This is a genomic window from Streptococcus pseudopneumoniae, assembly GCF_001073085.1.
GTDB lineage: Bacteria > Bacillota > Bacilli > Lactobacillales > Streptococcaceae > Streptococcus > Streptococcus pseudopneumoniae_M.
The window spans coordinates 90,493-111,204 of sequence record NZ_JVFV01000012.1 but is presented as its reverse complement, the minus strand read 5'-3'; the positions used below and the strand labels follow the sequence as shown (position 1 = coordinate 111,204).

Annotated in this window: 18 protein-coding genes and 2 pseudogenes; 6 read left to right on the top strand and 14 right to left on the bottom strand. The window is 35.1% G+C overall.

The annotated features are described in order from the left end of the window. The 7 genes and pseudogenes from ADH90_RS02320 to ADH90_RS02300 form a co-directional block, all read right to left on the bottom strand. Positions 1-1,505, bottom strand: a pseudogene (locus tag ADH90_RS02320) (hypothetical protein); the annotation flags it as partial. Positions 1,506-1,721: 216 nt separating this feature from the next. Beyond that, a pseudogene (locus ADH90_RS02315) lies at positions 1,722-2,026 on the bottom strand (immunity protein Imm33 domain-containing protein). A 7-nt stretch (positions 2,027-2,033) separates the two neighbouring features. Next, complete coding sequence (locus ADH90_RS11470; protein WP_049529780.1) at positions 2,034-2,252, bottom strand: HNH/ENDO VII family nuclease; 219 nt, start codon at positions 2,250-2,252, stop codon at positions 2,034-2,036. Continuing rightward, positions 2,249-2,410, bottom strand: coding sequence for a hypothetical protein (locus ADH90_RS11465; RefSeq protein ID WP_204373579.1), 162 nt, complete (start codon positions 2,408-2,410; stop codon positions 2,249-2,251). Before ADH90_RS11465 ends, ADH90_RS11470 begins: the two co-directional genes overlap by 4 nt. Before the next feature lie 79 nt (positions 2,411-2,489). Next, on the bottom strand, positions 2,490-2,906 hold the full coding sequence (locus tag ADH90_RS02305; protein WP_049529779.1) for a hypothetical protein: 417 nt from the start codon (positions 2,904-2,906) through the stop codon (positions 2,490-2,492). Positions 2,907-3,278: 372 nt separating this feature from the next. Then, positions 3,279-3,416 (bottom strand): Imm70 family immunity protein, encoded by a 138-nt coding sequence (locus ADH90_RS11780; protein ID WP_204373578.1) that lies wholly within the window; start codon positions 3,414-3,416, stop codon positions 3,279-3,281. Positions 3,417-3,888: 472 nt separating this feature from the next. Continuing rightward, positions 3,889-6,504 (bottom strand): SEC10/PgrA surface exclusion domain-containing protein, encoded by a 2,616-nt coding sequence (locus tag ADH90_RS02300; RefSeq protein ID WP_049529778.1) that lies wholly within the window; start codon positions 6,502-6,504, stop codon positions 3,889-3,891. 132 nt (positions 6,505-6,636) lie between these two features. Between ADH90_RS02300 and ADH90_RS02295 the strand changes: the two genes are divergently transcribed. After that, a complete protein-coding gene (locus ADH90_RS02295; protein WP_049529783.1) occupies positions 6,637-6,975 on the top strand; it encodes a helix-turn-helix domain-containing protein in 339 nt (112 codons plus the stop codon). 639 nt (positions 6,976-7,614) lie between these two features. On the opposite strand, the gene ADH90_RS02290 is transcribed toward ADH90_RS02295, so the two are convergent. Beyond that, on the bottom strand, positions 7,615-8,115 hold the full coding sequence (locus ADH90_RS02290; RefSeq protein WP_049529777.1) for a hypothetical protein: 501 nt from the start codon (positions 8,113-8,115) through the stop codon (positions 7,615-7,617). Positions 8,116-8,262: 147 nt separating this feature from the next. Here ADH90_RS02290 and ADH90_RS02285 point away from each other — a divergent pair, with 147 nt between their 5' ends. Both ADH90_RS02285 and ADH90_RS02280 read left to right on the top strand, forming a co-directional pair. Next, positions 8,263-8,451 (top strand): hypothetical protein, encoded by a 189-nt coding sequence (locus tag ADH90_RS02285; protein ID WP_000171300.1) that lies wholly within the window; start codon positions 8,263-8,265, stop codon positions 8,449-8,451. Beyond that, positions 8,444-9,055 carry a Fic/DOC family protein gene (locus ADH90_RS02280; RefSeq protein ID WP_049529776.1) on the top strand — a complete coding sequence of 204 codons (612 nt, stop codon included), beginning with the start codon at positions 8,444-8,446 and terminating at the stop codon, positions 9,053-9,055. Before ADH90_RS02285 ends, ADH90_RS02280 begins: the two co-directional genes overlap by 8 nt. Before the next feature lie 111 nt (positions 9,056-9,166). On the opposite strand, the gene ADH90_RS11530 is transcribed toward ADH90_RS02280, so the two are convergent. Next, positions 9,167-9,352 carry a FanG protein gene (locus ADH90_RS11530; RefSeq protein WP_080566886.1) on the bottom strand — a complete coding sequence of 62 codons (186 nt, stop codon included), beginning with the start codon at positions 9,350-9,352 and terminating at the stop codon, positions 9,167-9,169. Positions 9,353-9,380: 28 nt separating this feature from the next. Here ADH90_RS11530 and ADH90_RS02275 point away from each other — a divergent pair, with 28 nt between their 5' ends. Further along, a complete protein-coding gene (locus ADH90_RS02275) occupies positions 9,381-9,995 on the top strand; it encodes a CadD family cadmium resistance transporter (protein ID WP_049529775.1) in 615 nt (204 codons plus the stop codon). Positions 9,996-10,006: 11 nt separating this feature from the next. Next, positions 10,007-10,345, top strand: coding sequence for a Cd(II)/Zn(II)-sensing metalloregulatory transcriptional regulator CadX (gene cadX, locus ADH90_RS02270; protein WP_049529774.1), 339 nt, complete (start codon positions 10,007-10,009; stop codon positions 10,343-10,345). 214 nt (positions 10,346-10,559) lie between these two features. Here the strand turns inward: cadX and ADH90_RS02265 are convergent, their stop codons facing one another. The 3 genes from ADH90_RS02265 to ADH90_RS11525 form a co-directional block, all read right to left on the bottom strand. After that, positions 10,560-11,843, bottom strand: a complete 1,284-nt coding sequence (locus tag ADH90_RS02265) for a hypothetical protein (RefSeq protein WP_049529773.1) — start codon at positions 11,841-11,843, stop codon at positions 10,560-10,562. 83 nt (positions 11,844-11,926) lie between these two features. Continuing rightward, on the bottom strand, positions 11,927-12,220 hold the full coding sequence (locus ADH90_RS02260) for a tyrosine-type recombinase/integrase (RefSeq protein WP_000479747.1): 294 nt from the start codon (positions 12,218-12,220) through the stop codon (positions 11,927-11,929). A gap of 278 nt (positions 12,221-12,498) precedes the next feature. Beyond that, the gene (locus ADH90_RS11525) at positions 12,499-12,732 is read right to left on the bottom strand and encodes a hypothetical protein (protein ID WP_231069238.1); all 234 of its coding nucleotides are present in this window, start codon (positions 12,730-12,732) and stop codon (positions 12,499-12,501) included. Between the two features lie 1,135 nt (positions 12,733-13,867). Between ADH90_RS11525 and ADH90_RS02250 the strand changes: the two genes are divergently transcribed. After that, positions 13,868-14,878 carry a site-specific integrase gene (locus ADH90_RS02250; RefSeq protein WP_080982606.1) on the top strand — a complete coding sequence of 337 codons (1,011 nt, stop codon included), beginning with the start codon at positions 13,868-13,870 and terminating at the stop codon, positions 14,876-14,878. A 90-nt stretch (positions 14,879-14,968) separates the two neighbouring features. Here ADH90_RS02250 and ADH90_RS02245 read toward each other — a convergent pair whose 3' ends face one another. Both ADH90_RS02245 and ADH90_RS02240 read right to left on the bottom strand, forming a co-directional pair. Next, complete coding sequence (locus ADH90_RS02245; protein WP_049529772.1) at positions 14,969-15,352, bottom strand: hypothetical protein; 384 nt, start codon at positions 15,350-15,352, stop codon at positions 14,969-14,971. A gap of 150 nt (positions 15,353-15,502) precedes the next feature. Further along, complete coding sequence (locus ADH90_RS02240) at positions 15,503-20,533, bottom strand: SEC10/PgrA surface exclusion domain-containing protein (protein ID WP_049529771.1); 5,031 nt, start codon at positions 20,531-20,533, stop codon at positions 15,503-15,505. Positions 20,534-20,712 lie beyond the last annotated feature (179 nt).

The following is a 20,712-nucleotide window of genomic DNA, read 5'->3' as shown; positions in this document are numbered from 1 at the left end:
GTGTCGGTGCTTGTCTTTCTTGCGCCATAGAGGTTATAGCTGCTTGATGCGACGGCTTGTCCATCCTTGGTCAAGCCTGTCACAGAGCCTGACTGGTTAGTCAAGTAGTTGTAGCTGTCACCTGTTTGGTTGTTGAGGTAGCTAGCTCGACCCTGACCATAGCCATAGGTCTCACGAGCCTTGCCATCATGATCATAGGTTTCAAGGACTTCTGTATGTTCACGATTGATATCGTTGACATAGTTGCGTTCCTCGTAGTAGTTGTAGGTATCCTCTCGTGTGGTATAAGGGATCAGAACATCCTGGACCTGACTGGCATAGGTTACTTCTCCCTGTCCCGGTAAGTTACCGAGTTCTGGTGGGTTGACCACGATTCCTTCCTTGGTCGCTCGATCCTTAGCCACTTTCTGGTGATAGGCTCTCGACACATCGTCAAAGATGCTATGCCAGATGCTTCCTATCGTTTGCGGTAGCGTGGATAGGGCTTGGAGGACATTCTGACTAAAGCCATACCAGAAGAGAGAGTTTTCTTCCCCACTTGGGGCTGTATATGGTGACTTACGACCTGACTTGCCTCTACCTGCATGCGATACCTGATCACCAGATTGATCTTCCTTAGGTTTGCGTTGGAAGAGTTGATAAGTGTTCTTGCCTTCCTTGCGACTAGCAGTGAAGACACGGTTATCATCCCCATCGTAAAGCGCAGCCATGAGAAGGCCCTTCTTGTCCTTGATCGCAAGCAGGCGGTTCTCTGTGTCGTAGATGTAGTCTAGCTTCTCTGAATTCTTCTCAGAAGCGATGCGATTGCCATTCTTGTCGTAGGTATAGGTGATGGTGCCATCTGGACCTTCTAGTTTGGTCAAGTGGTTATGGTCATCATAGGTAAAGCGTGTCTGGCTCTCCTTACCATCAACTGTCTCGGTGCTAGTCAGCTTATTGCCGGCTAGGTCATAGGTGTAGGAGAGCTTGGAAAGTTCCTTACCAGATGCATCCGATACGATCATGTTTTCCACTTGACCCAAAGTATCGTAGGTGTAGGTATGGACTAGGGTTTCACCATCTTGCTTGATGGTTTCCTTAGCGATATAGCCACCATCATCATACTCATAGCCGTAGCTGGAGATGAGCTTGTCTTGCTTGTCCATGTGACGGAGTTCGGTGAGACGGTGAGCCTTGTCATAGGTCAAGAAGCTCTTGGTCCCATCTCCTCGATTAACTTCCGTCAGATCCCCTGCGGTGTTGTAGCTATAGCTGGTCTTTTGTCCTTTGACATCTGTCACGGAAGTGAGACGATCCAGTTCATCGTAAGTATAAGAAACTGTGCTACCATCTGGGTAAATCATCTTCGAGATATTGCCATAAGCATCATACTCGTACTGGATCAGGCTACCATCTCCCTGACGAACGCCCGTGATCTCGCCTTCTTCGTTGGTCGCGTACTGACTAGTTCCTGTCAGATCACTCATAGACACCCGACGGCCGTCCGCATCATAGGTATAGAGCACTTGCCCATCTTGCTTTTCAGAGTGTGAACATAAAACTCTCGAAGAAATCCATCCTCGAGAGTTTTATCTATGGTTCTATTACAGCTGGATAGGTTATTTAAAATTTATCACATTCTTAAGTAAGATTTTAATTATTAGAAAGTGTTTTAATAAACTAGATTTTCAATAAGAAATTTATATTAATTTTTCAATATCCTTAAATCTATACCAATTATATTAAAAAATTTTTTCGCCAGTATTTGAATCTAAGAAATACTTCTTCTCACCTTCGTAAATAAGTATGAGTTCTGTTCCAATAGGCATGTTAAAAATTGGTAATACTGCAGGTTCTATTTCAACAATTGTACTCCAGTCACATACTGACATATTTTCTGAATGTGATAGATACTTTTCAGTATCTATTTTGGAAAAAAACGCCATCCATTATCTAGTTCATCAACGGAATCCTCTCGGAATATCCATTTTATATTCGCCTTATTTTTTAAAATATTATTAGACACTATTGAAGCACCTAATCCCATTCCTATTTTACTCATATTTATGACCTATATTTGTACTAGGTAATTCTGGCCTATAATTAAATGGAAATCTATACCATTCTAAAAACTCAGATTTACTAATTTCTCCACTCATATATTGTCGATGTTTCTCAGAATATTTTTCACCTGGAATATGTCCCATATCCCATTGGCCAGCTCTTTTTCTTGTTTTATCCCAAGTAATTTCTTTACCTGTTGGATCAATCACTTTACTTCCATTTTTTTCTTGGCATTCTCAAACACTTCCTCTATCTGTCTTTTTGCATAATTTGGACGACTATTAGAATAAGCCTTAGGCTTCTCCGCAAACATTTGGAGATTCTCTACTGTCATTGGTATACGTCCACCCGTAAGCTTCGTCGTCACCACATCATCCTTAGGAGCCTTCTTATGCCTTATTTTTAGTATGTTTACACACGTACTTAATGTTTCCTATATTAAAAATTTAAAAAGTGCTCTTCCAGAAAAAATCATGTTCTGATAGTTTGATTCTTTCCACAGTAACATCCCTAGAAATGATATTGAACTTGACTAATCCTTCTAAAACTATCCTGGTTTGAAAAAAACTGCCATCGTAATATTCAAGAGATATCTCTTGACAGGTATACAAGTGATTTTGTGTAAAATCTTTTACTTTAAATTTTTTGCGATTTTGTGCATCTGTCTCATAATTCAGTGATGCACAAGCAAGGAAACTGACTTTCCAACATTCCTCTAAATCTACTTTATTCTCGTTATAACTTTCTATGTATATATGGACTTCATCGCCAAAATATAATATTTGTAAATCTAGAATCCGACAATCCCAATAGTCAGTCTGATTTATCTTATCCTGCTTCTCCCTTATTTCAAATTCTCTCATGTCTATTTCCTTCGCTTATTACAGTAACAACTATCATGCCGATTATACTGCAGCAGTTTTTTGCCCTATCAAAGTCGTACTCTAGTCTTTGACCGTTTGCATTCTGATTGATTTCAGTTTGATCTGAATCCTATCTTCAAAAATACTTATAAGTCTTAAAATTTTTGTCACTTTAAAAGCACCATAGATATAAACATCCAAATTCTCAAACTTCAATAGTCATTTTAAATAAATCTTCCTCGCATGATGAAGCAATCAAGGAAACCTACCAAGTAGAGATCTCAACACTTTTTCCATAGAACTTGCATGTTCAAAGCCCAAAATATTATTATAAGACGATAATGTGCTAAACTCTATGCTAATACTCTGTAGTTAGAGTAGACAATTCTTTAAATAATATACTGAAACTCTCCCCTGATACAACTCGTTCATAAGGATTGGATAACAACTACCCCAATTTGAATTTTCAAGGTGTATAAAGACAGTTGAAAAAAGGAATTCAAAATCCAATTGTCTAATAGAACAAACCAACCTTTAAGACAAGTAGCATCGTAATCCCCCATAAATATATTTCAACAGAAAATCAGTTATTCTAAGCTATTATAGCATTCTTTCGAGTAAAGTTGTATGGTTTGCTAAAATTCATCAAAAAAACACCCCATGGTGTGAACCATGAAGTGTTGTAAATGCTGTATTGTAGCTGGTTCTTAACGTTTAGAGAACTGGCTAGCTTTACGAGCTTTCTTAAGATTTGGTTGGGGCATCACTTATTTCAAAGTGCTTTAAAATCAACATTTTCATAAGTTTTCAAAAAATGAAATTTCAACTAATTTCAATCAGTTTCATTGAAATAAGGGAAACTTTCATAAAAAATAAGCAAAAATCGAACCAGAATATTAAAAGTTTCCCTTATATAAAATTTTTACAGATATGTTAACTTGTTTTATTTTACTAGAAAAGAGAGCCAACGCTCTCTTTCTTTTTATCTATTATATTTTCGTTTTCCTACTAAAGCGAGTAGTCCAAGACTTGCCCCAATCACCGCTAGGAGACTTGATTCTTTCGTTCCAGTATTTGGAAGTTGTTTCTTAGCATTGGTAGCTTGTGCAGGCGCTTGATAAGTTTTGTCGTCTTTAGTTCCTACCGTTACTTTCTCTGCTTTGTAATCAACCACATTCCCTTTACCATCTACAACTAGTACTGGTTTGTAACCTGCTTTTTCAAGCTCTTTACGTTTTGCTTCGGTAAGGTCAGCTAAACGTTTAGCTTCTACTTGTTCACTATATAACGCAAAGAGTTTGTCATAGGCTTCTTGGTCGATTTTTTGCTCTTGCAACAACTTATCAAGGACAGCTTGTGCTTCTTTCAAAGCAATCGCTTTCTCTTTAAGAGTAGCTTCTTTTTGAGCAAGAACTTTCTTAGCTTTAACTAAGTTAGGCTCTGCATTGAGCAAGTTTTCAAGGTCAGCCTTGGCTTGTTCAAGAGTTTTAGTTGCTTGTGCTACTTTCTCTTTAGATAGCGCGAGATTTTTTTCAGCGATCTTGATTAGAGATTTCAACTCTTCCAACTTAGCTTTTTCATTTGCTAGGTTGTTTTTAGCGTTAGTAAGGGTAGCCTCTTTATTGGCAAGTTCTTGTTTCGCTTTGTCAAGGTTTTGTTGCTTGATTTTAACGTCAGCAGTCAAGGCTTCTAGTGCTTTTTTAGCATTTTTCAAGCGCTCATTCGCACTAGCGAGCGTGTCTTTTGCATTTACAAGATTACGTTCAGCAGTCGGTGTTTTAAGTGGTGTAGCTTTAAGAGCATCCAATCGTTTTTGAATTGTTTCCTGCTCCCCTTTAGCCTTGATATTCGCAAGCGAAGCACTTGTTTTTTCACGTTGTGCCTGATAGTTTACAGTCTGAGCATTTAATAGGGTAGCTTTTGCATTGTTATAGGCTTTTACAATGCTTTCTGCTGTATTATTGTTAGGTACTTCAGTCTTATCCAACTTGTTTCCAGTAACTTGATTATCAAAAACTGATATGAAGTGTGCGCTTGTACGTCCTAGACGCTTAGAAATATCTAAAGCAAAATATTCTTTAGTAGCACCTCGAACAGAAGATACACCTGTTATGTTTTGAGCGTGCATCCACTCCCAACCATTAAATAGCAAGTCAGAAATACTTTCATAAACCCATTTTTTAGCATCATACATGGTATGAATTTCATCACCACTATTGACACTGTTGAGATTTTCAAGGTAATTTTGAGTATCATCCTCATAAGTAGGCAATCCATACTTACGAGCTACGTTATTTATTGCTTTGTTATCGTGACCTTTTCCGAATTCCCAATCATCAGCTACGTAACCGTCAGTCACTTCGTCAGCAACTTGAACCATGCCTTTTGTTACAACAGTTTTAGGTGTTCCAAAACGCTCACGGATTTGGTTAAGTAGATCACTTGCAAATAGAGAAAGTTCTGTCATTTGTTCGGTTGTCAAGTTATTAGCATCAACACTGATAGCTTTATCATTTGCATTTCCTTTGAATTTATTCAAATTCAAATTTTCTTGGTTAACCGACTTTAAGATAGACTCTACTTTTTCTCTATGTTCTCTCCACTTAGCACGGTCATCCAAAATGTTATAAGGATTATTTACATAGGATTTCAAAGCGTTAACATATTCATCAGTAACTTGGAAAGTGTTAATTGATTTATAACTACTTTCAGCCCTAGTAAATGTGTCCTGTGCTTGGTCAAGAGCAGTTTGTGTCTGGTCAGCTTTGCTAGTAGCATCAGTCAATGTAGACTCTGTGCTTGCTACTACCTTACTAGCTTCTGTCAACTCGTTTTGGACGCTTGAAATTGCATCTGCAAGATTCTTGTCGTCTGACTTAGCTAGTTCCAAGGCCTTCTCTGCACTCGTCAACTGTTCCTGTGCTTGCTTTTGGAAAGTCTCAGCGTTTTCCTTTTCTTCGACAACTTTCGCTTGGCCTGTACCGTCAAGGATAGCTTGTGCGCTATCTACATTAGTCTGTGCGTCTTTGACTTCTTTTTCAGCACTTGCTACCTTATCCTCAGACTTCTTAACCACTTTTTCTTGGTCTTTAGCTACTTGATTAGCTTTTTCAAGGTCATTTTTAGCATTTTCTTCTTGCTTTTCAGCATTAGTCTTACCAGTTTCAGCATTGGCAACTTCTTGCTTTTGCTTTTCAATGTTTTCTGGTGTTGCTTTATCCTTAACTGCTTGCGCCTTATCTACTTCAGACTGAGCATTATCCTTTTCGGTTTGTGCCTTGTCTTTTTCAGTCTGCGCTTGGTCTTTTTTGGCTTGTGCGTCTGCTGCTGCTTGGGTAGATTTGTCAAGTTTGTCCTTGGCTTCGTCAACTTGACCTTTTGTGACTTCCTTAGTAGGAACTTTCTCTTCGTTTTTTGGTGCTCCTTTCTCTACCAAAGCTGGTTCGTTTTTAGCAGTTGTAGGTAATGGAAGCTCTACTGTATCTGCGTGAGTAGTTCCGATTGTTCCGACAAAACCAGTTGCTGCAATGGCAGAAATAACCGCACCCGTATACAATTTTTTAGCAGCACTATGCCTATTTTCCGTAGTTTTTGACATTTATAAACTCCTTTTGTACAATGCCCTATGCATTTTATTAGACTATAGTACTATTTTACCATACTTTTCTTGTTTTTGGATAGTTTATTATACTTATTTTTAGAGAAAACAGATAGTAAAATGGTATATAGTATGGAATATAATAAATTACAAAAGCATATCGCATTTCGCATACGTGAGTGTAGAAAAGCACAGGGATTAAGTCAAGAAAAATTATCTGAAATTGCTGGGCTAGGTGTTAAAGCGATTCAAAATATAGAAAACATGAAGTATGATTTTAAGATAAAAACTCTTGAATCCGTAATCAAAGCCCTAAATCTAACGGTCGAGGAGTTCTTCAATCTACAATCATTTGAATCAGATCGAGAAGATTCTCCAGAAGTACTTTTTGAAAACTTAACAAAGTTACCCAAAGATAAGCAAGGAAAAATTATATCTTCATTTAATGAAATTGTAAAGAATATCAAATAAACCCAGTCAAAATAAATTTTGGTTGGGTTTTATTTTACAGTCTTGCTTATTTTAAAAAATTTCTTCAAAAAATCATTAAGAATTTTCTACTTTTGTTCTACCTTTTATTTTTACATACGATTTAGAGAATGCGGATCATTAACCTATCAAAATCTTCACCATCTGACTTTAACTCCAAATTGAGTGAACAAGCTACAAACATAACACAGAATATAAAAAAATAACTTCCTATTGCTACCAAATAGGTTTGCTAATACTATCACACTTTTGATTATAACAACTATGATTTCTCTTTGCATTGTACAATCATAATAAATAAGAAATAACATGTTCTGTATTTTAGGAAAACGTATAAAGTCAAAAAAAGAACACCCCGAAAGGTGCTCTTTGTAAGTATAGTAATTCTTTCGAATTAACGTTTACTAAATTGTGATGCTTTACGAGCTTTCTTAAGACCTGGTTGGAAACACTTTTATTTGAATAAGTGTCAACATCCGCTTAAAATCAATGTTTTCCCACATTTACAGAAAACAGAATTTCATCTAATTTGAATAAATTTCATTTGAATGGTGTGAATTTTACCCTAAAAATACACAAATTGAGCTAGATTTTACCAAAAAGTTCACACCATTGATTCAATTATTTTTTGTTACGTACGTTTTTCTTAGATGATAGACCTCCTAATGTATTTCTTATAGCATTTGAGCAAACCTCCGTCAAAGGTTCTCCTATTGCCTCCTTGTAATTAAATCCTAATAGTTGCATAGTCTTTAAAGTATCCTTATTAAGTAGAGCAACCAATTGTTTCATTGAATCTTCTTTCCCATCTTCAACATTAGTAAATGAAGATAGAAGAGAAATAACCCGTTCTAAAGTGTTGTGCAAATACTCAATATCTTTATCATCAATATGTACTTTTTCATATTCTTCTTTATATGCCTGAGCAATTCTAATTGCCTGTTCTCGTTCCGAAAGTAACTCATTTACAATTTCATCATAAGTATTTCGTAATTTATCGGCGTTACGTTCTTCCTTTAATGATTGAATTTTACTATTCACTAGTGTTGTTGTTCCCTTAAATGTTAGAGTTCCCAATTCAATCCCTGCTTTTACTAAAGCTTCTGTAATATATGGCTCCATGCTATACCTCTGTTATTTCTTTTTATAATAAAACTATTTTATCATAAATCTACATTAAACATAATATGTTTTTTAGTCTCTATCCCTTTAGGTAAAAATACCGATTTTATGGTATAATAAAGGTAACGTTATATAAGGAGGTGTGCCATGACTCTTGATGTAAATAAAGAAGAATTAACAATTTTAGGGATTCCCTTTGATAATTTTTCAGATTTCGATACCGTCTGGTATGCTATTGGATCATCAATGATTGAAAATTATGAACCTACTGTTCAAGATGTGATTGATTTAAAAACTTATGTTGTCAATAGACGAAAGGAATTGAATATTGGTTAAAAATCAATACGAAGGCTATAAGTATATTGACCCTAATCACCAATATACCTATCCAAATTCCACAGTCTTAATCAACAAACAAAATGTTACAAATATTGAAGAAGCCTACCGAAATGAACACTTATTCGTTACTAAAAGACTTGCAGACTTGCGCTTGAAAGCCATTGAAGTCTATTCCATGAGTAATATTTTAGCCATTCATAACTATTTGTTTCAAGACGTTTATGCCTGGTCAGGACAATATCGCAAGGTGAATATCTCTAAAAGTGGTAATCCTTTTATGTCGATACAGTCGTTTAATGCTGCAGAAACTTATATAAATCATCTCATTCATTCCTATCATCAAACTGCCAACTCAAAAGATGAAATCATTAAACATTTAGCAAAAATTCTTGATAATCTTAATTATTTCCATCCCTTTCGAGAAGGAAATGGACGAACTCAACGAGAAGTTATTCGTTCCTTAGCACTATTAAAAGGGTATTCTGCACAAATACGAGTAGAACAAGATGATGAAGTTTACAACCTTTATATGGACGGAACTGTCTATGGAGACTTAGGGAAGTTAGAAGAATTATTTGCTAAAATATTAAAAGAAATATAGATTGTAATACTTGATAATTACAGAAGTGAAGTAAGCATTCAATACGAATCAATACATAAGAAAAACGCTGATTTCAAGCGTTTTTTCTTTTTTCAATTTCAATACATTTCACTATATTTCAGTCCAAACTCTACCTTTTTCTCTACCTTTTTTAGATAAATATATCATCTGGATATTGAAGTTAAGCCCTGCTATCATTTCGATGGCAGGGCTTTTTAATGTTTGGTACACTACCTTCTTATCTATATTTTGATGGAGCTGAAGTTGACATCTACAAAGTTTAATGTTAAAATACATTCAAAAATATATTTGAATGAGGTGTTTTATGGTTCAAAATGTTGTTACTTCAATAATCCTGTATTCTGGGACAGCCGTAGACTTACTTATTATCCTAATGTTATTTTTTGCCAAAAGAAAAAGCAGAAAAGACATCATTAACATCTATTTAGGACAATTTCTAGGCTCTGTTAGTCTAATATTGCTAAGTTTACTTTTTGCATTTGTCTTAAATTATATTCCTAGTAAAGAGATTTTAGGTTTGCTCGGTTTGATTCCAATTTTCCTAGGACTCAAAGTTTTGCTTTTAGGAGATTCTGATGGGGAAGCTATTGCAAAAGATGGTTTGCGCAAAGATGATAAAAACCTGATTTTTCTAGTCGCTATGATTACTTTTGCAAGTTGTGGTGCTGACAATATTGGTGTTTTTGTCCCATATTTTATTACCTTAAATTTAACGAATTTGATAGTGGCTTTACTTACTTTTCTAGTCATGATTTATCTCTTGGTTTTTTCTGCCCAAAAATTGGCACAAGTCCCTTCTGTTGGAGAAACTTTGGAAAAATATAGCAGATGGTTTATTGCCGTTGTTTATTTAGGGTTGGGGATGTATATCCTGATTGAAAACAACAGCTTTGACATGCTAAGGACTGTGTTCGGCTAGGAGAAAAAATTATGAAAAAAGATAGTATATGCCAAGTGAATATTATAAATCAACAAAATGTTACAACCGCAACGAACTACCTTGAAAAGGAAAAAGTCCAAAAATCACTTCGTATTTTATCAAAGTTTACCGATAATAAACAGATAAATATCATCTTTTATCTCCTTGCTGTTGAAGAACTCTGTGTCTGCGATATAGCCTGTTTACTAAATCTCAGTATGGCATCTGCCTCCCACCATCTTCGTAAACTAGTCAATCAAAACATCTTGGATACTAGAAGAGAGGGGAAAATTATATATTATTTTATAAAAGATGAGGAAATCAGAGATTTTTTTAATCAACTAGTATAACAACTATTTTTACTACTCTACCATTCACTCTACCTTTTATTTTGTAGCATTCTAAAAACATTGATGTACCAACGTTTCTAACAGCTAAAATAGAAATTATTTAATCTTTTTACAGAAGTGAAGTGATTAGATATATTAAAAGCCTATGAAATCAGCATTTCAAAGGCTTTTTTCTTTTAATTTTAGCAAAACAACTGAATTTTAACTGATTATATCACTTTAGGAGAGCAATAACAGATATAATGGTAGCAATGATGGAGACTATCGTAGCAACGATAGAACTTATGGTATTTGTCTTTGTATAATTTATCTCAGTAAGCATATTCAAATAGGAATAATTTTCTTTAATTACATTTCGATAATATGACAAATTTTTATGAAATAAATTTTCTAGCTGAACTTCGTCATTTGATACAAATATAGTCCAAGAATCTTCAAAGTCTTTTTTAAAATTAGAAATATCTATTCTGTTTTCTGACTCCGATAGGCTTTGTATCTTTTTCAAAAGGTTTAAAAAATTCTTATTAAACATTATGTTCTTTCTTCCTGATACATATTTCGAAAAATCTCTTTCAAAAATGTGAAGCTCTCGCTCTCCAAATAATAAGTAATAGAGCTCGTTCCCATATTGTGATATAGACCCTAAAATACTAAATCTAGGAATGAAATTATTTCCTGAGTATAGAACATAATCACTATCATTAAAACTATTTGAAATATAGTAATTGCCTTTTTTATTATATAGACTATAACTAATATCCCCGAAGTATATTTTATCTATATCAACTTTGTCTTTTCGAAAAGCAACTGTTAGATTAATTAATTTGTTCATTTTCCCATTTTCGCTATATAAAAACGTAGTTATGTAATGTTGACATATCAAAGAAGGAAGTTCATTTGTCATCTGATCAATAGATAGATAATTAAGCTTATCGTCCTCATCATCCAGAATATACCAATTAATGTAATCTTTTTTACTCAAGTTTTTGATATTATCAGAAATAAATAATTGAAGATTAGACTCTGTCAATACTTGTTTTAAATGAAATCTATATTGAAAAATAGCATAATAATTATTTACCGTCGCCCAACTTATTTCAATACTGCTGAAAAAATTATCTCCAATTATCTCAATTTCAGCAAAAATTCCGACTCCATGCCTTAAATATTCTAAATGGACATAGTCGTATTTTTTAAATATAGTAGGTTTTTTATAATAATTTTTCACTTTAAATTTCGACTTTGGCAACGAATATAAACGCTTCGTTAATTTATTAACACCCTCATTTGAAAGTGTATCTAAAATAATAAACTCGCCAATTGAGAATTCATCAAAATAGTCTGTCCGTGTCCTCCATTCGGGATGTTTTTCTTCAATGAACTTTTTATGAAATTCTAATCCTTCCTGCTCATGTCTTTGATAATAAGATTGATATTCTTCTGTTGCAACTATTTTTAAATAATAATCAAAAAACTTCTTAGCTTGTCTATTTATCATACCTACACCTAATTGATACTTTATATCACTATCATATCATTTTTTTAATGAAACTGAATCAATAACCACAACTATTACTCATTTTATATTTTAGCTAAATCTATCATGGCTTGTTCAATTTTATGTTTTCCTTTTTGCATGACATGAAGATAGATTTTTTCTATATCTCTACTATCTTCTGAATGTCCTACAAACTCTCGAATAACGTTTAGGCTTACAATCTTATCAGCCATGACTGAAACAAAACTATGTCGGAACATATGGGGAACTATGTGAACAGGTCTATCAAAATCGACTAGATCGTCAATATCCTTATAGGATTTTCTACTTTTCTTATTATACTTAGCGGACTGACTAGTTCCACCTCTTAAGAACATTGAAATTTCTATATGATACAATGCTCTGCCCTGTTTGTTATTTATAGAAGTAAAATAGGGATTCACTACACGTCACTAGACGGTATAGACCTTGATTCAAAGCGATTTTTGAAATTCTAAATTTCACTACATTGCAATATAAATCAACCGAATCACTACCTTATTTGAAATAAAAATGATGATTCGGATTTTTAAAGGAAGAGGGACTGAACTACACCCCAAAAGTTAGTTTTTTTCTGTCTAACTTTTGGGGTGCAGTTTGCTTGGTCCCAGTATATTTATTTCATTTTGGATAACTTCATCAATAAACTTAAGCGTTCATCATTTTTGAGCTCTGATAACATGCAAATCAACCGCTCATATCCAAGTTCTTTCTTCTGCTTGATTAATGAGTTCATCACAGCCACCAAATCATCTGGCGTAAAATTCCTTAAGTAAAGTGTAATATAACTTCCACTATTAGAAAATAGGCTAACATGAATTGCATTATGTTCTTTTTGTCTAATTTTCATTCCTCCTGTAGACTCCCTAATATAGAACTCATACACTGTCTTTTTGGGGTAGCAATCAAATGAGTTTTCGAATTCTCTGCGATTTTTATAGAGAATATAGTTAATGAGTGAATAATATTTTAGAAACATAGTTGTTTCCTCCTAAAATGTTTTTACAGTTATAGTATGCCACAAATCCCAATTTATAAAAAAAATAATTAAGAAAAAACGATAAAGATATTGTTTCACTTATTGAATTTTTTGTAGTTTTTCCTCTTTCTCTCATCCCTCATATATTTTGCAATTCTAATTTTTCTGTGTGTTTAGCGTTGACAGAAACGTATGTGTAAGTCACGCTAAACACACAGTACTAGGTAAAAGTGAATAACGTAAAAAAATCTTATCCTAATTTTTTTATTTTAAAATTTATGGCATACTAATAATATCAAGATAATTGATTGAGTAGAGACGTAACTAATATAGCTACGTTTTTTATGTTTGAAAGGAGGTAGCTATCGTGGAAACAGTAGGTTTAAGCTGGGTTAGGAAAGAACCAGTTTTGTATTTCATTAACTAAAAAAAATAAATGTATAAATAATAAAAAAGATGTCAATAGCAGTTTAAAAAAAATTTTTTGATCGTAACAAAGTAAAGAATAAAAGTAAAAAACGAAAGTAAATAACAGGAACCAATTTTTGTATTTCATTTACCAATAAAAAATAAATGTATAGATAATAAAAGTAATGTCAACAGCAGTTTAAAAAAATTTTTTGATCATATCAAAGTAAAAAATCAAAGTATAAAAACTAAAGTAAATAACAAAAGTCTAAAAATCAAATACAAAAACTAGCTTAGCTCAGTCGCTAAATTCAGAGCATTTAAACCTGAAAAAGACTAACAAGAAAAAACAACAGATCTTTATCTGCAAGATGGAACTCTACATCTTATTTGAATTGAGTCAACTTGTCATGTTGTAAAATGACTTGGTTATCTTCTTAGCCATCAATTAAGAAGCGCCCTAAGCAAAGGGAAGATACTACATCAGTGAATATAAGCTTAAGTCACTGCACTACTTCAACTTGAATAAAAGAGACCTTAAGATTTTTCTTAAGATCTTCTTTAAAAGCACATTATCTACTATAGAAAGGAAAGAACTATGGCAAAGAAGAGACGTAGTCGTGCTGATCGACGAAAAGCTAAAGAGAAAGCTAAGAAACAACAGATGGATTCTCTAACTACTTTCGAAGGCCGTAAACAATTCGTCCAATCAAAAGGATTGACTAATCTAGTCACGCGCTTTAAAAAAGGAAAGGGTATCAAGCGAAATGAATCCAAAAAAACGGGAGAAGACATTCATTTAATCCATACAGACCGAACTCTTCATAACTACGCTGGTTCCTGGAGCAGATTCGCTTCCTTTGTTGCCTCAATAACTACTGCCGAAGAGTTAGAAGCTCTTGGTAAATCTAACGATATAGAAGGATGGATTGACTTAGTAAATCAATACTTAGAACATTGTAAGAAATTAGGGCTTTCTGCTCCAACCCAGTCAACCTATAAAGCAGCATTAGCCAAAGTTTTAGGAGTACCTTCTACCGCTTTTATTGCAACGGATATTCGATATCGAGCCGACAAAAAGAATAATCGTTTGAAGTCTAATGACGACAGGATGTCTGAAGAAACAAATAATCGCTGGTTCTCAATCGTATCTGCCACTGGACTACGAAAAAATGAATTAAAAGCTATTACTGGAGACTCCCTCTACCAACGTGAGGATGGTCAATATTATCTTAAAATTATTGGTAAAAAACATAAATCAAAAGGAGCACGAGACCGATGGGTTCCGATTATTACGCGAGACAAAGAGGAATTAGAAAGGTTTGTTGAAGAATTTAAACTAGCTGGTAAAAAGCGTGTATTTCAAGTTCCAACTGCTTTAAAACCTCATAAATATCGTGCAGAATACGCAAAACGTCTTTATCTTCTTGTCGCACGGGATCCCAAACATATCAAAGATAAAAAAGAAAAAATTTATCTACGAGGCGAATTAAAAGGTGTTGTCCTTGATCGAAAGGCTTGTTCAATTGTATCGCGTGCTCTCGGACACAATCGACCAGAAGAGTTTCAAAAGTCCTATGCATATAAGTTAATCGCACAAGCAAACTAATCAGCACTTCTAAAAAATAATGATATATCTCTCCTTAAAATAAAAAAGGTAGTTCAAATGATTGAGCTACCTTTTTTTAAGACTATTTAGTTATTTTTGCTTTTCAAATGTTCCATCAATTATACGAAACTTACTTTGTAATGTTTTAAGTGTATCAAACTTAAAATCAAGTTTTTTCACTTCTTTAGCATCTTCTTCAGGCAGTTCTGCTTTTGCACTAGATGCACCATCGATAGTCAGTTTGATATATTTACCAGCTACTTTCCATGTTCCTTCTTTAGTTTCATCTTTATCATTAGTCACTTCAAGGCTTTTATCTTTTTTAAATACTATCATAACATCATGCTCTTTATCATACCATGAGCCAACGAACTGTCTTGCTGGATCAGATTTTTGATTTAGGTAAAAGAACGCTCCACCCGCCACTAAAAGTGCTACAAGTACAGAAGCTACTATCGCAATAATTTTTTTCATTATTTTTCCTCCTAAAATACTAAAATGTATTGAATAAAAATTTAAAATCTTTTTTATAGAAATTAAAATACTAAAAATTTCATGTTGTATTCGTTATGCCCTTATAAATAACAAATTATGTTAACAAAACTCTAACTTCGTAGATTCTAGTTAATCACGTCTTCTAAGTGGTAATGCTAGACCAATTCCACTAAGTATAGTTCCTAGAACTACCATCAACATATTTTCACTTGAACCTGTATTTGGTAAAGTCGTATTGACACCATATTTAGGTTTGTTTCCAACATAGATATAAGCTGGATTACTTAAAGCAGTTCTAAATTTATCTGTTACCAGTTTATACTCTATATTTTCTACTTTATGCTCTAGTTTCTCTACCTTAGAATCATGTCTATGGTTCAATGATTCTTGAGGTTTATTATATGCCCTCTGATAAGCAAGTAGAACAGCCTCATACTGCGCTTTGGCATCCAATTGGTTTTGGAGAAGAGCATTTAGTTTCGCTTGTTCTGCTTCAAGAGTTTGAAGAGCTAGGCGGTGAGCCTCAAGAGTTTTTTCGTACTCTTCTTTTGCGACTTCGTAGTTTTCAGAAGCGTGGATGAGGCTATCAAGAAGACCCTCCATCTCTTTGATGCTGTCTTCGATTTTAGCAATTTCTGCACGAACAGCTTTTTCTTGAGCTTTCAAGTCGTCTAATTGAGCTTGGATAGTTGCTAGAACTTCTTCCTCTTGGGCTTGTTTTGCTTTGAGTGTTTCAAGAGCTTTTTCTTCTTGCGCAAGTTCAGCTTGTGCATTGTCCAAAACTTCTTGTTTAGTCTTGACATCAGCAGTTAGATTTTCAACTGCCAATTTAGCATCTGACAAGCGTTTTTCTGCAAGAGCTTCAACTTTAAGAGCTTGGTCATAAGCATCTTGGGCATCAGGAGTTAAGTCCTTGGTTGATTCCAATTCTGCAATCACTTTGCGAGTAGCTGTAAGCTCATCATCAGCTTTTTGATAAGTAGCTTGTGTCACTTCCAGTTCAGCTTGTGTTGTTTTAACAAGACCTTCAGCATCTTTAAGTGCTTGAACGGCATCTGCCAAGGCTTGGCGTTTTTCTTGCAGGCTTGCATTTAAGTTGTTGACGGCTGTTTCCGCATTTTCAAAACGCGTTTGAGCAGCCTTGTATTCTACTGTTGCATGGTCAAATTTAGCTTCTGCATCAGGAGTCAAGTCCTTAATGGCAAGGAGTGAAGCAAGAGTATTTTGGATGTTTGAAAGCGTACTTGTTGCTTCAGTATGTGCTGTTTCTGCATCAGCTTTTTTAGCTTGAGCAGTCGTGTTAGCTTTTTCAGCATCTCTAAGTGCTTGAATGGCATTTGCCAAGGCTTGACGTTTCACTGCAAGGTCAGCGTTTAGGTTAGTAACGGCTGTTTCTGCATTTTCCAAACGAGTTTTAGCTGTATTGTAAGCTAGTTCTGCTTGGTCAAATGTAGCTTGAGCTTCAGGAGTCAACTCTTTAATAGCATTTGCTTTATAAAGAGCATCTTTTGCGGCATCAAGTGCTTCAGAAGCAGTGTTCTTAACAGAAGTTGCTTCTTTGAGAGTAGCTTGTGCATCCTTGTCAGTTTGTTCCGCTTGGCGCAATTCTGACTTAGCTGTGTTGAGATTGTCAGTGTTTGTAGCGATCTCGTTATTAAGGTCAGACAAAGCTTTCTCAGCATTTTCAAGTCGTGTTTTAGCGGTTTGATGTTCTGCTTGTGCAGTATCGAACTTAGCTTGAGCATCAGGAGTTAAATCCTTAATCGCTGTTGTACGTTTGATAGCATCTTTAATACTGTTTAGTTTATCAAGAGCATTATCGTGTTCGGTAGTTGCTTTTTCAAGAGTTTCTTGTGCAACTTTATTTGCGACAGTTGCTTTAGACAAGGCTTTTTCTGTTTCTTGGTGAGTAGCACGCTTATCCTTAATCTCTTGAATAAGATCTGCATAAGCAGTGCTTGCGTTTGTATTGCGCAATTGTGTTTTACTTAATTCTGACTTAGCAGCATTAAGAACACGTTCTGCATCAGGTGTCAAGTCTTGCGTGTTAAGCAAATCGTTTAAGCTTTTAGTTGTCGTTGCAAGATTTGATTTTGCAGTGTCATCTGCACGTTTAGCAGCACTTAAACGACGTTGAGCGTTGTTGTGAGTGGCAAGGGCAGAAACCTGCGTTTCCTTAGCTTGTGCCAAGTCTTTTTCCATCTTGCTAGTATCAAATGGAGTTGGGAGTGGTTTTGCGATACCTTTATCGTAGTAATCGTCAATGTAAACAGAAGTACGATCCCCAGTTGCAGGATTAAGGGTTGTTTCTGTATGAGCATTTTTGCCTGCGAATTGAACAAAATGAATTCGTCCAACACTATTTTTTGTATAACTAACATTCCCACCAACTGCACTTGGATAAGTTGGTTTAACACGCCCTACCATTCCCTTCATGTGTCCAAAATTAGCATGGATGTCATTGGTCATAAAGGCAATAACAGCATCATAAACTTCACGATAAAGTTGAGACATGGTAGCCTTTCGTGTACCTTTAACATCTCTCCCTCCAAGTGTATCCGAAAGGCTAAGAAGTGCGGTAGTATTCAATACTTCGCCATTATACTTAACAGCTTCTACTCCGTGGTTATTTAAAGCGGTGTGGCTGTGCCCACTATTGTAAGGCTTATTTTCATTAGCGTAATTCTTGGCAATGTTTTTAATTCCTTGAACAGACTCTTTGGTAACGATAAAGTTATGTGTTCCCCAGATTTGGTCTTGGAGGTTGTTTGCCATAAGTACATAGTAGTGACTCAAAGCTTTGATTTGTTCATCAGTGATGTTATCCAAATCAACTAGAGTGTCATCAATTGGAAGAACAATGTTTTTGTTGTCCCAACCAGTAAAGACATTTTTCTTAGTTTTTGGATTCCAAATAAATTGCGGTTTTCCAAAATCATATTTACCACCTTTATACCAAGCCTGAATAGCATTGTTCAAAGCGTGTTTATTTGCTTCACTAGCATCATTCAAGTAAGTCTTGTAAGCTGCAATGACATTTTGTGGCAATTGAGGAATAGTCAGGTTCTTAATGGCAGCGATTTGTTTTTCAAGAGTATCAACAGCTTTATCTGCTTCATTCTTCGCATTTTCAGCGTTTTCAGCGGCAGTTGTTGCGTCAAGCAACTCTTGAGCAGTTGCACGCTTAGTATCTTCTTGTTGACCTTTTAGAGTTCGTAGCTCCTGGATGTCAGAGCGTTTTTGAGCATCTGTATTTTTAGCTTCATCCAGTTTACGTTCGGCATCATCTTTTTCAGATTGCTTAGTAGCCAAGTCAGCTTTGGCATTGTCACGTTCTTCTGTAACTCCTTGCAAACGGTTTTCAGATAAATCAAGACTGTCTTTTGCATCTTTTTCTTCTTGAGTAGCTTTTTGAAGTTTGGTTGAAGCAAGGTCTGCACCACCTTGGGCTTTGGTCAAAGCAGTTGCAGTCTTAGACTCTTCATCTTCAGCTTGGGTTTTTGCTTCATCCAACAAATCAAGTTGTTCTGCTTTTTTAGCATCAGCTTTTTTAGCGTCATCCAACTCTGTCGTCGCATCTTCAAGAGTTACTTCTTTAGTTTTTAAATCAGACTTGGCATCGTTACGTTCATTTGTAACACCAGCTACTTTCCCTTTAGAAGCATCCAAAGTTTCTTGAGCTTTCTTTTCAGCTTTTTTCTTATTCTTCAACTCGTCAGAAGCTTGATTTGCAGCATTTTGAGCATCAAGCAATTCACCTTCTGCTTGTTTCAGTGTTGCAGTTGCTTCTTTCAGACTAGTTGTGGCTTGAGAAACTTTTTCTGCTTTTTTAGCATCTGCACCTTTGGCATTTTTCAATGCTTCAGTCGCATTTTTAAGAGTTGCTTCTTTCGTAGCTAAATCAGTTTTCGCACTGTCACGTTCATTAAAGATAGCTGTTGTGCTAGTTCCATTAAGAACGGCTTGAGCGTTATCCTTGTTTTGTTTAGCAACAGCTAGGGCTGAAGAAGTTTCATTTGCTTTTTCAGTTGCATCTTGAAGTGTTTTTGCAGTAGAAGCACTTTGCTTTTCAGCATCTGCTTTTTCGCCTTCCAACTCAGCAATATCCCCTGCTTTTTTAGCATCTGTACCTTTGGCATCATCCAGCTTTTTAGAAGCATCTTCAAATTCTGATTTTTTAGTAGTTAAGTTGTTTTGTGCATGTTTACGCTCATCTAGGATAGCTGTTGTTCCAGTTCCATCCAAAACAGCTTGGGCATTGTCTTTGTTTTGTTTCGCAACATCACGTTGAGATCTAGCTTCCTTGTGCGCTTGTGTTGCTTTTGAAAGAGCATCAGTCGCTTGGTCAAAAGTATTTTTTTGCCCTACTTCAAGCTCTTTTGCATCGTTTAATTTACGAGTTTTTGTTGCATCCGTAGCTTGTGCTTTTTCAAGAGCTTGTTTGGCATCTTTTACAATAACTTTTTTAGCTTCTAGGTCTTTCTTCGCATCTTTTTCTTCTTTGATAACTTGTTCAGCCCCAGTTCCATTTAGAACATCTTGAGCGTTCTGAACTTTCTTCTTAGCCCCAGCAACTTTCTCAGCTTGCTTGTTTGTCGCATCCGTAGCATCTTTAACAACAGTTTCTTGTGCTTCTTTTTTCTCTTGCACTTGTTTTTGTTGTTCTTTCAAAGAATCAATCTTTTCTGTTTGCGTAGTCACTTCTTTCTTAGAAGCATCAATCGCTTTTTTTGTTTCTTCGATTGATTCAGGAGTTGCGGAAGCTTTCTTTTGTTCAGCTTGTTCAAGCGCTTGTTTAGCAATAGCCTCTGTCTCACCAGTTGTAGTTTCATGCTTCTTAGCATCTTCAACAACAGGCGTTTGAGCTTCAACAGCTTGGTCGGTTTGGTCTTTAATTCCTTTTGCTTGTCCAACAACTTCTTCAGTTGGTGTTTTGGTCACAAGAGCAGTTCCATTTGAAACCTCAACACCCTCAACTTGAGTGATGGCTGTTGTAGGAGAAGTTTGTACGTGTTTTTCTTCAGCTACTGTATTGTCTGTCGATTTCACATCAACTTGTTCATCTGCTTTTACAGATAACGTTGAGAAACTTGTTAATGCAACTCCTGCCGCTAAAGCAAGAGTTATTTTTTTATTCTTTTTGCTTTTTCTTGATTTCATTTTTACCCACACAAAATTTGAAGCGCATCTGCCCCAAATCCAAGCCCTTCTTATAATATTACAAACGCTCTCATTATATCATTTTTATTTACTATTGTAAATAAAAACGTATATTTTAAACACTATTGTTTATATAAATATCAACAAAAAATATATACAATAATTAAAAGGAGAATTTG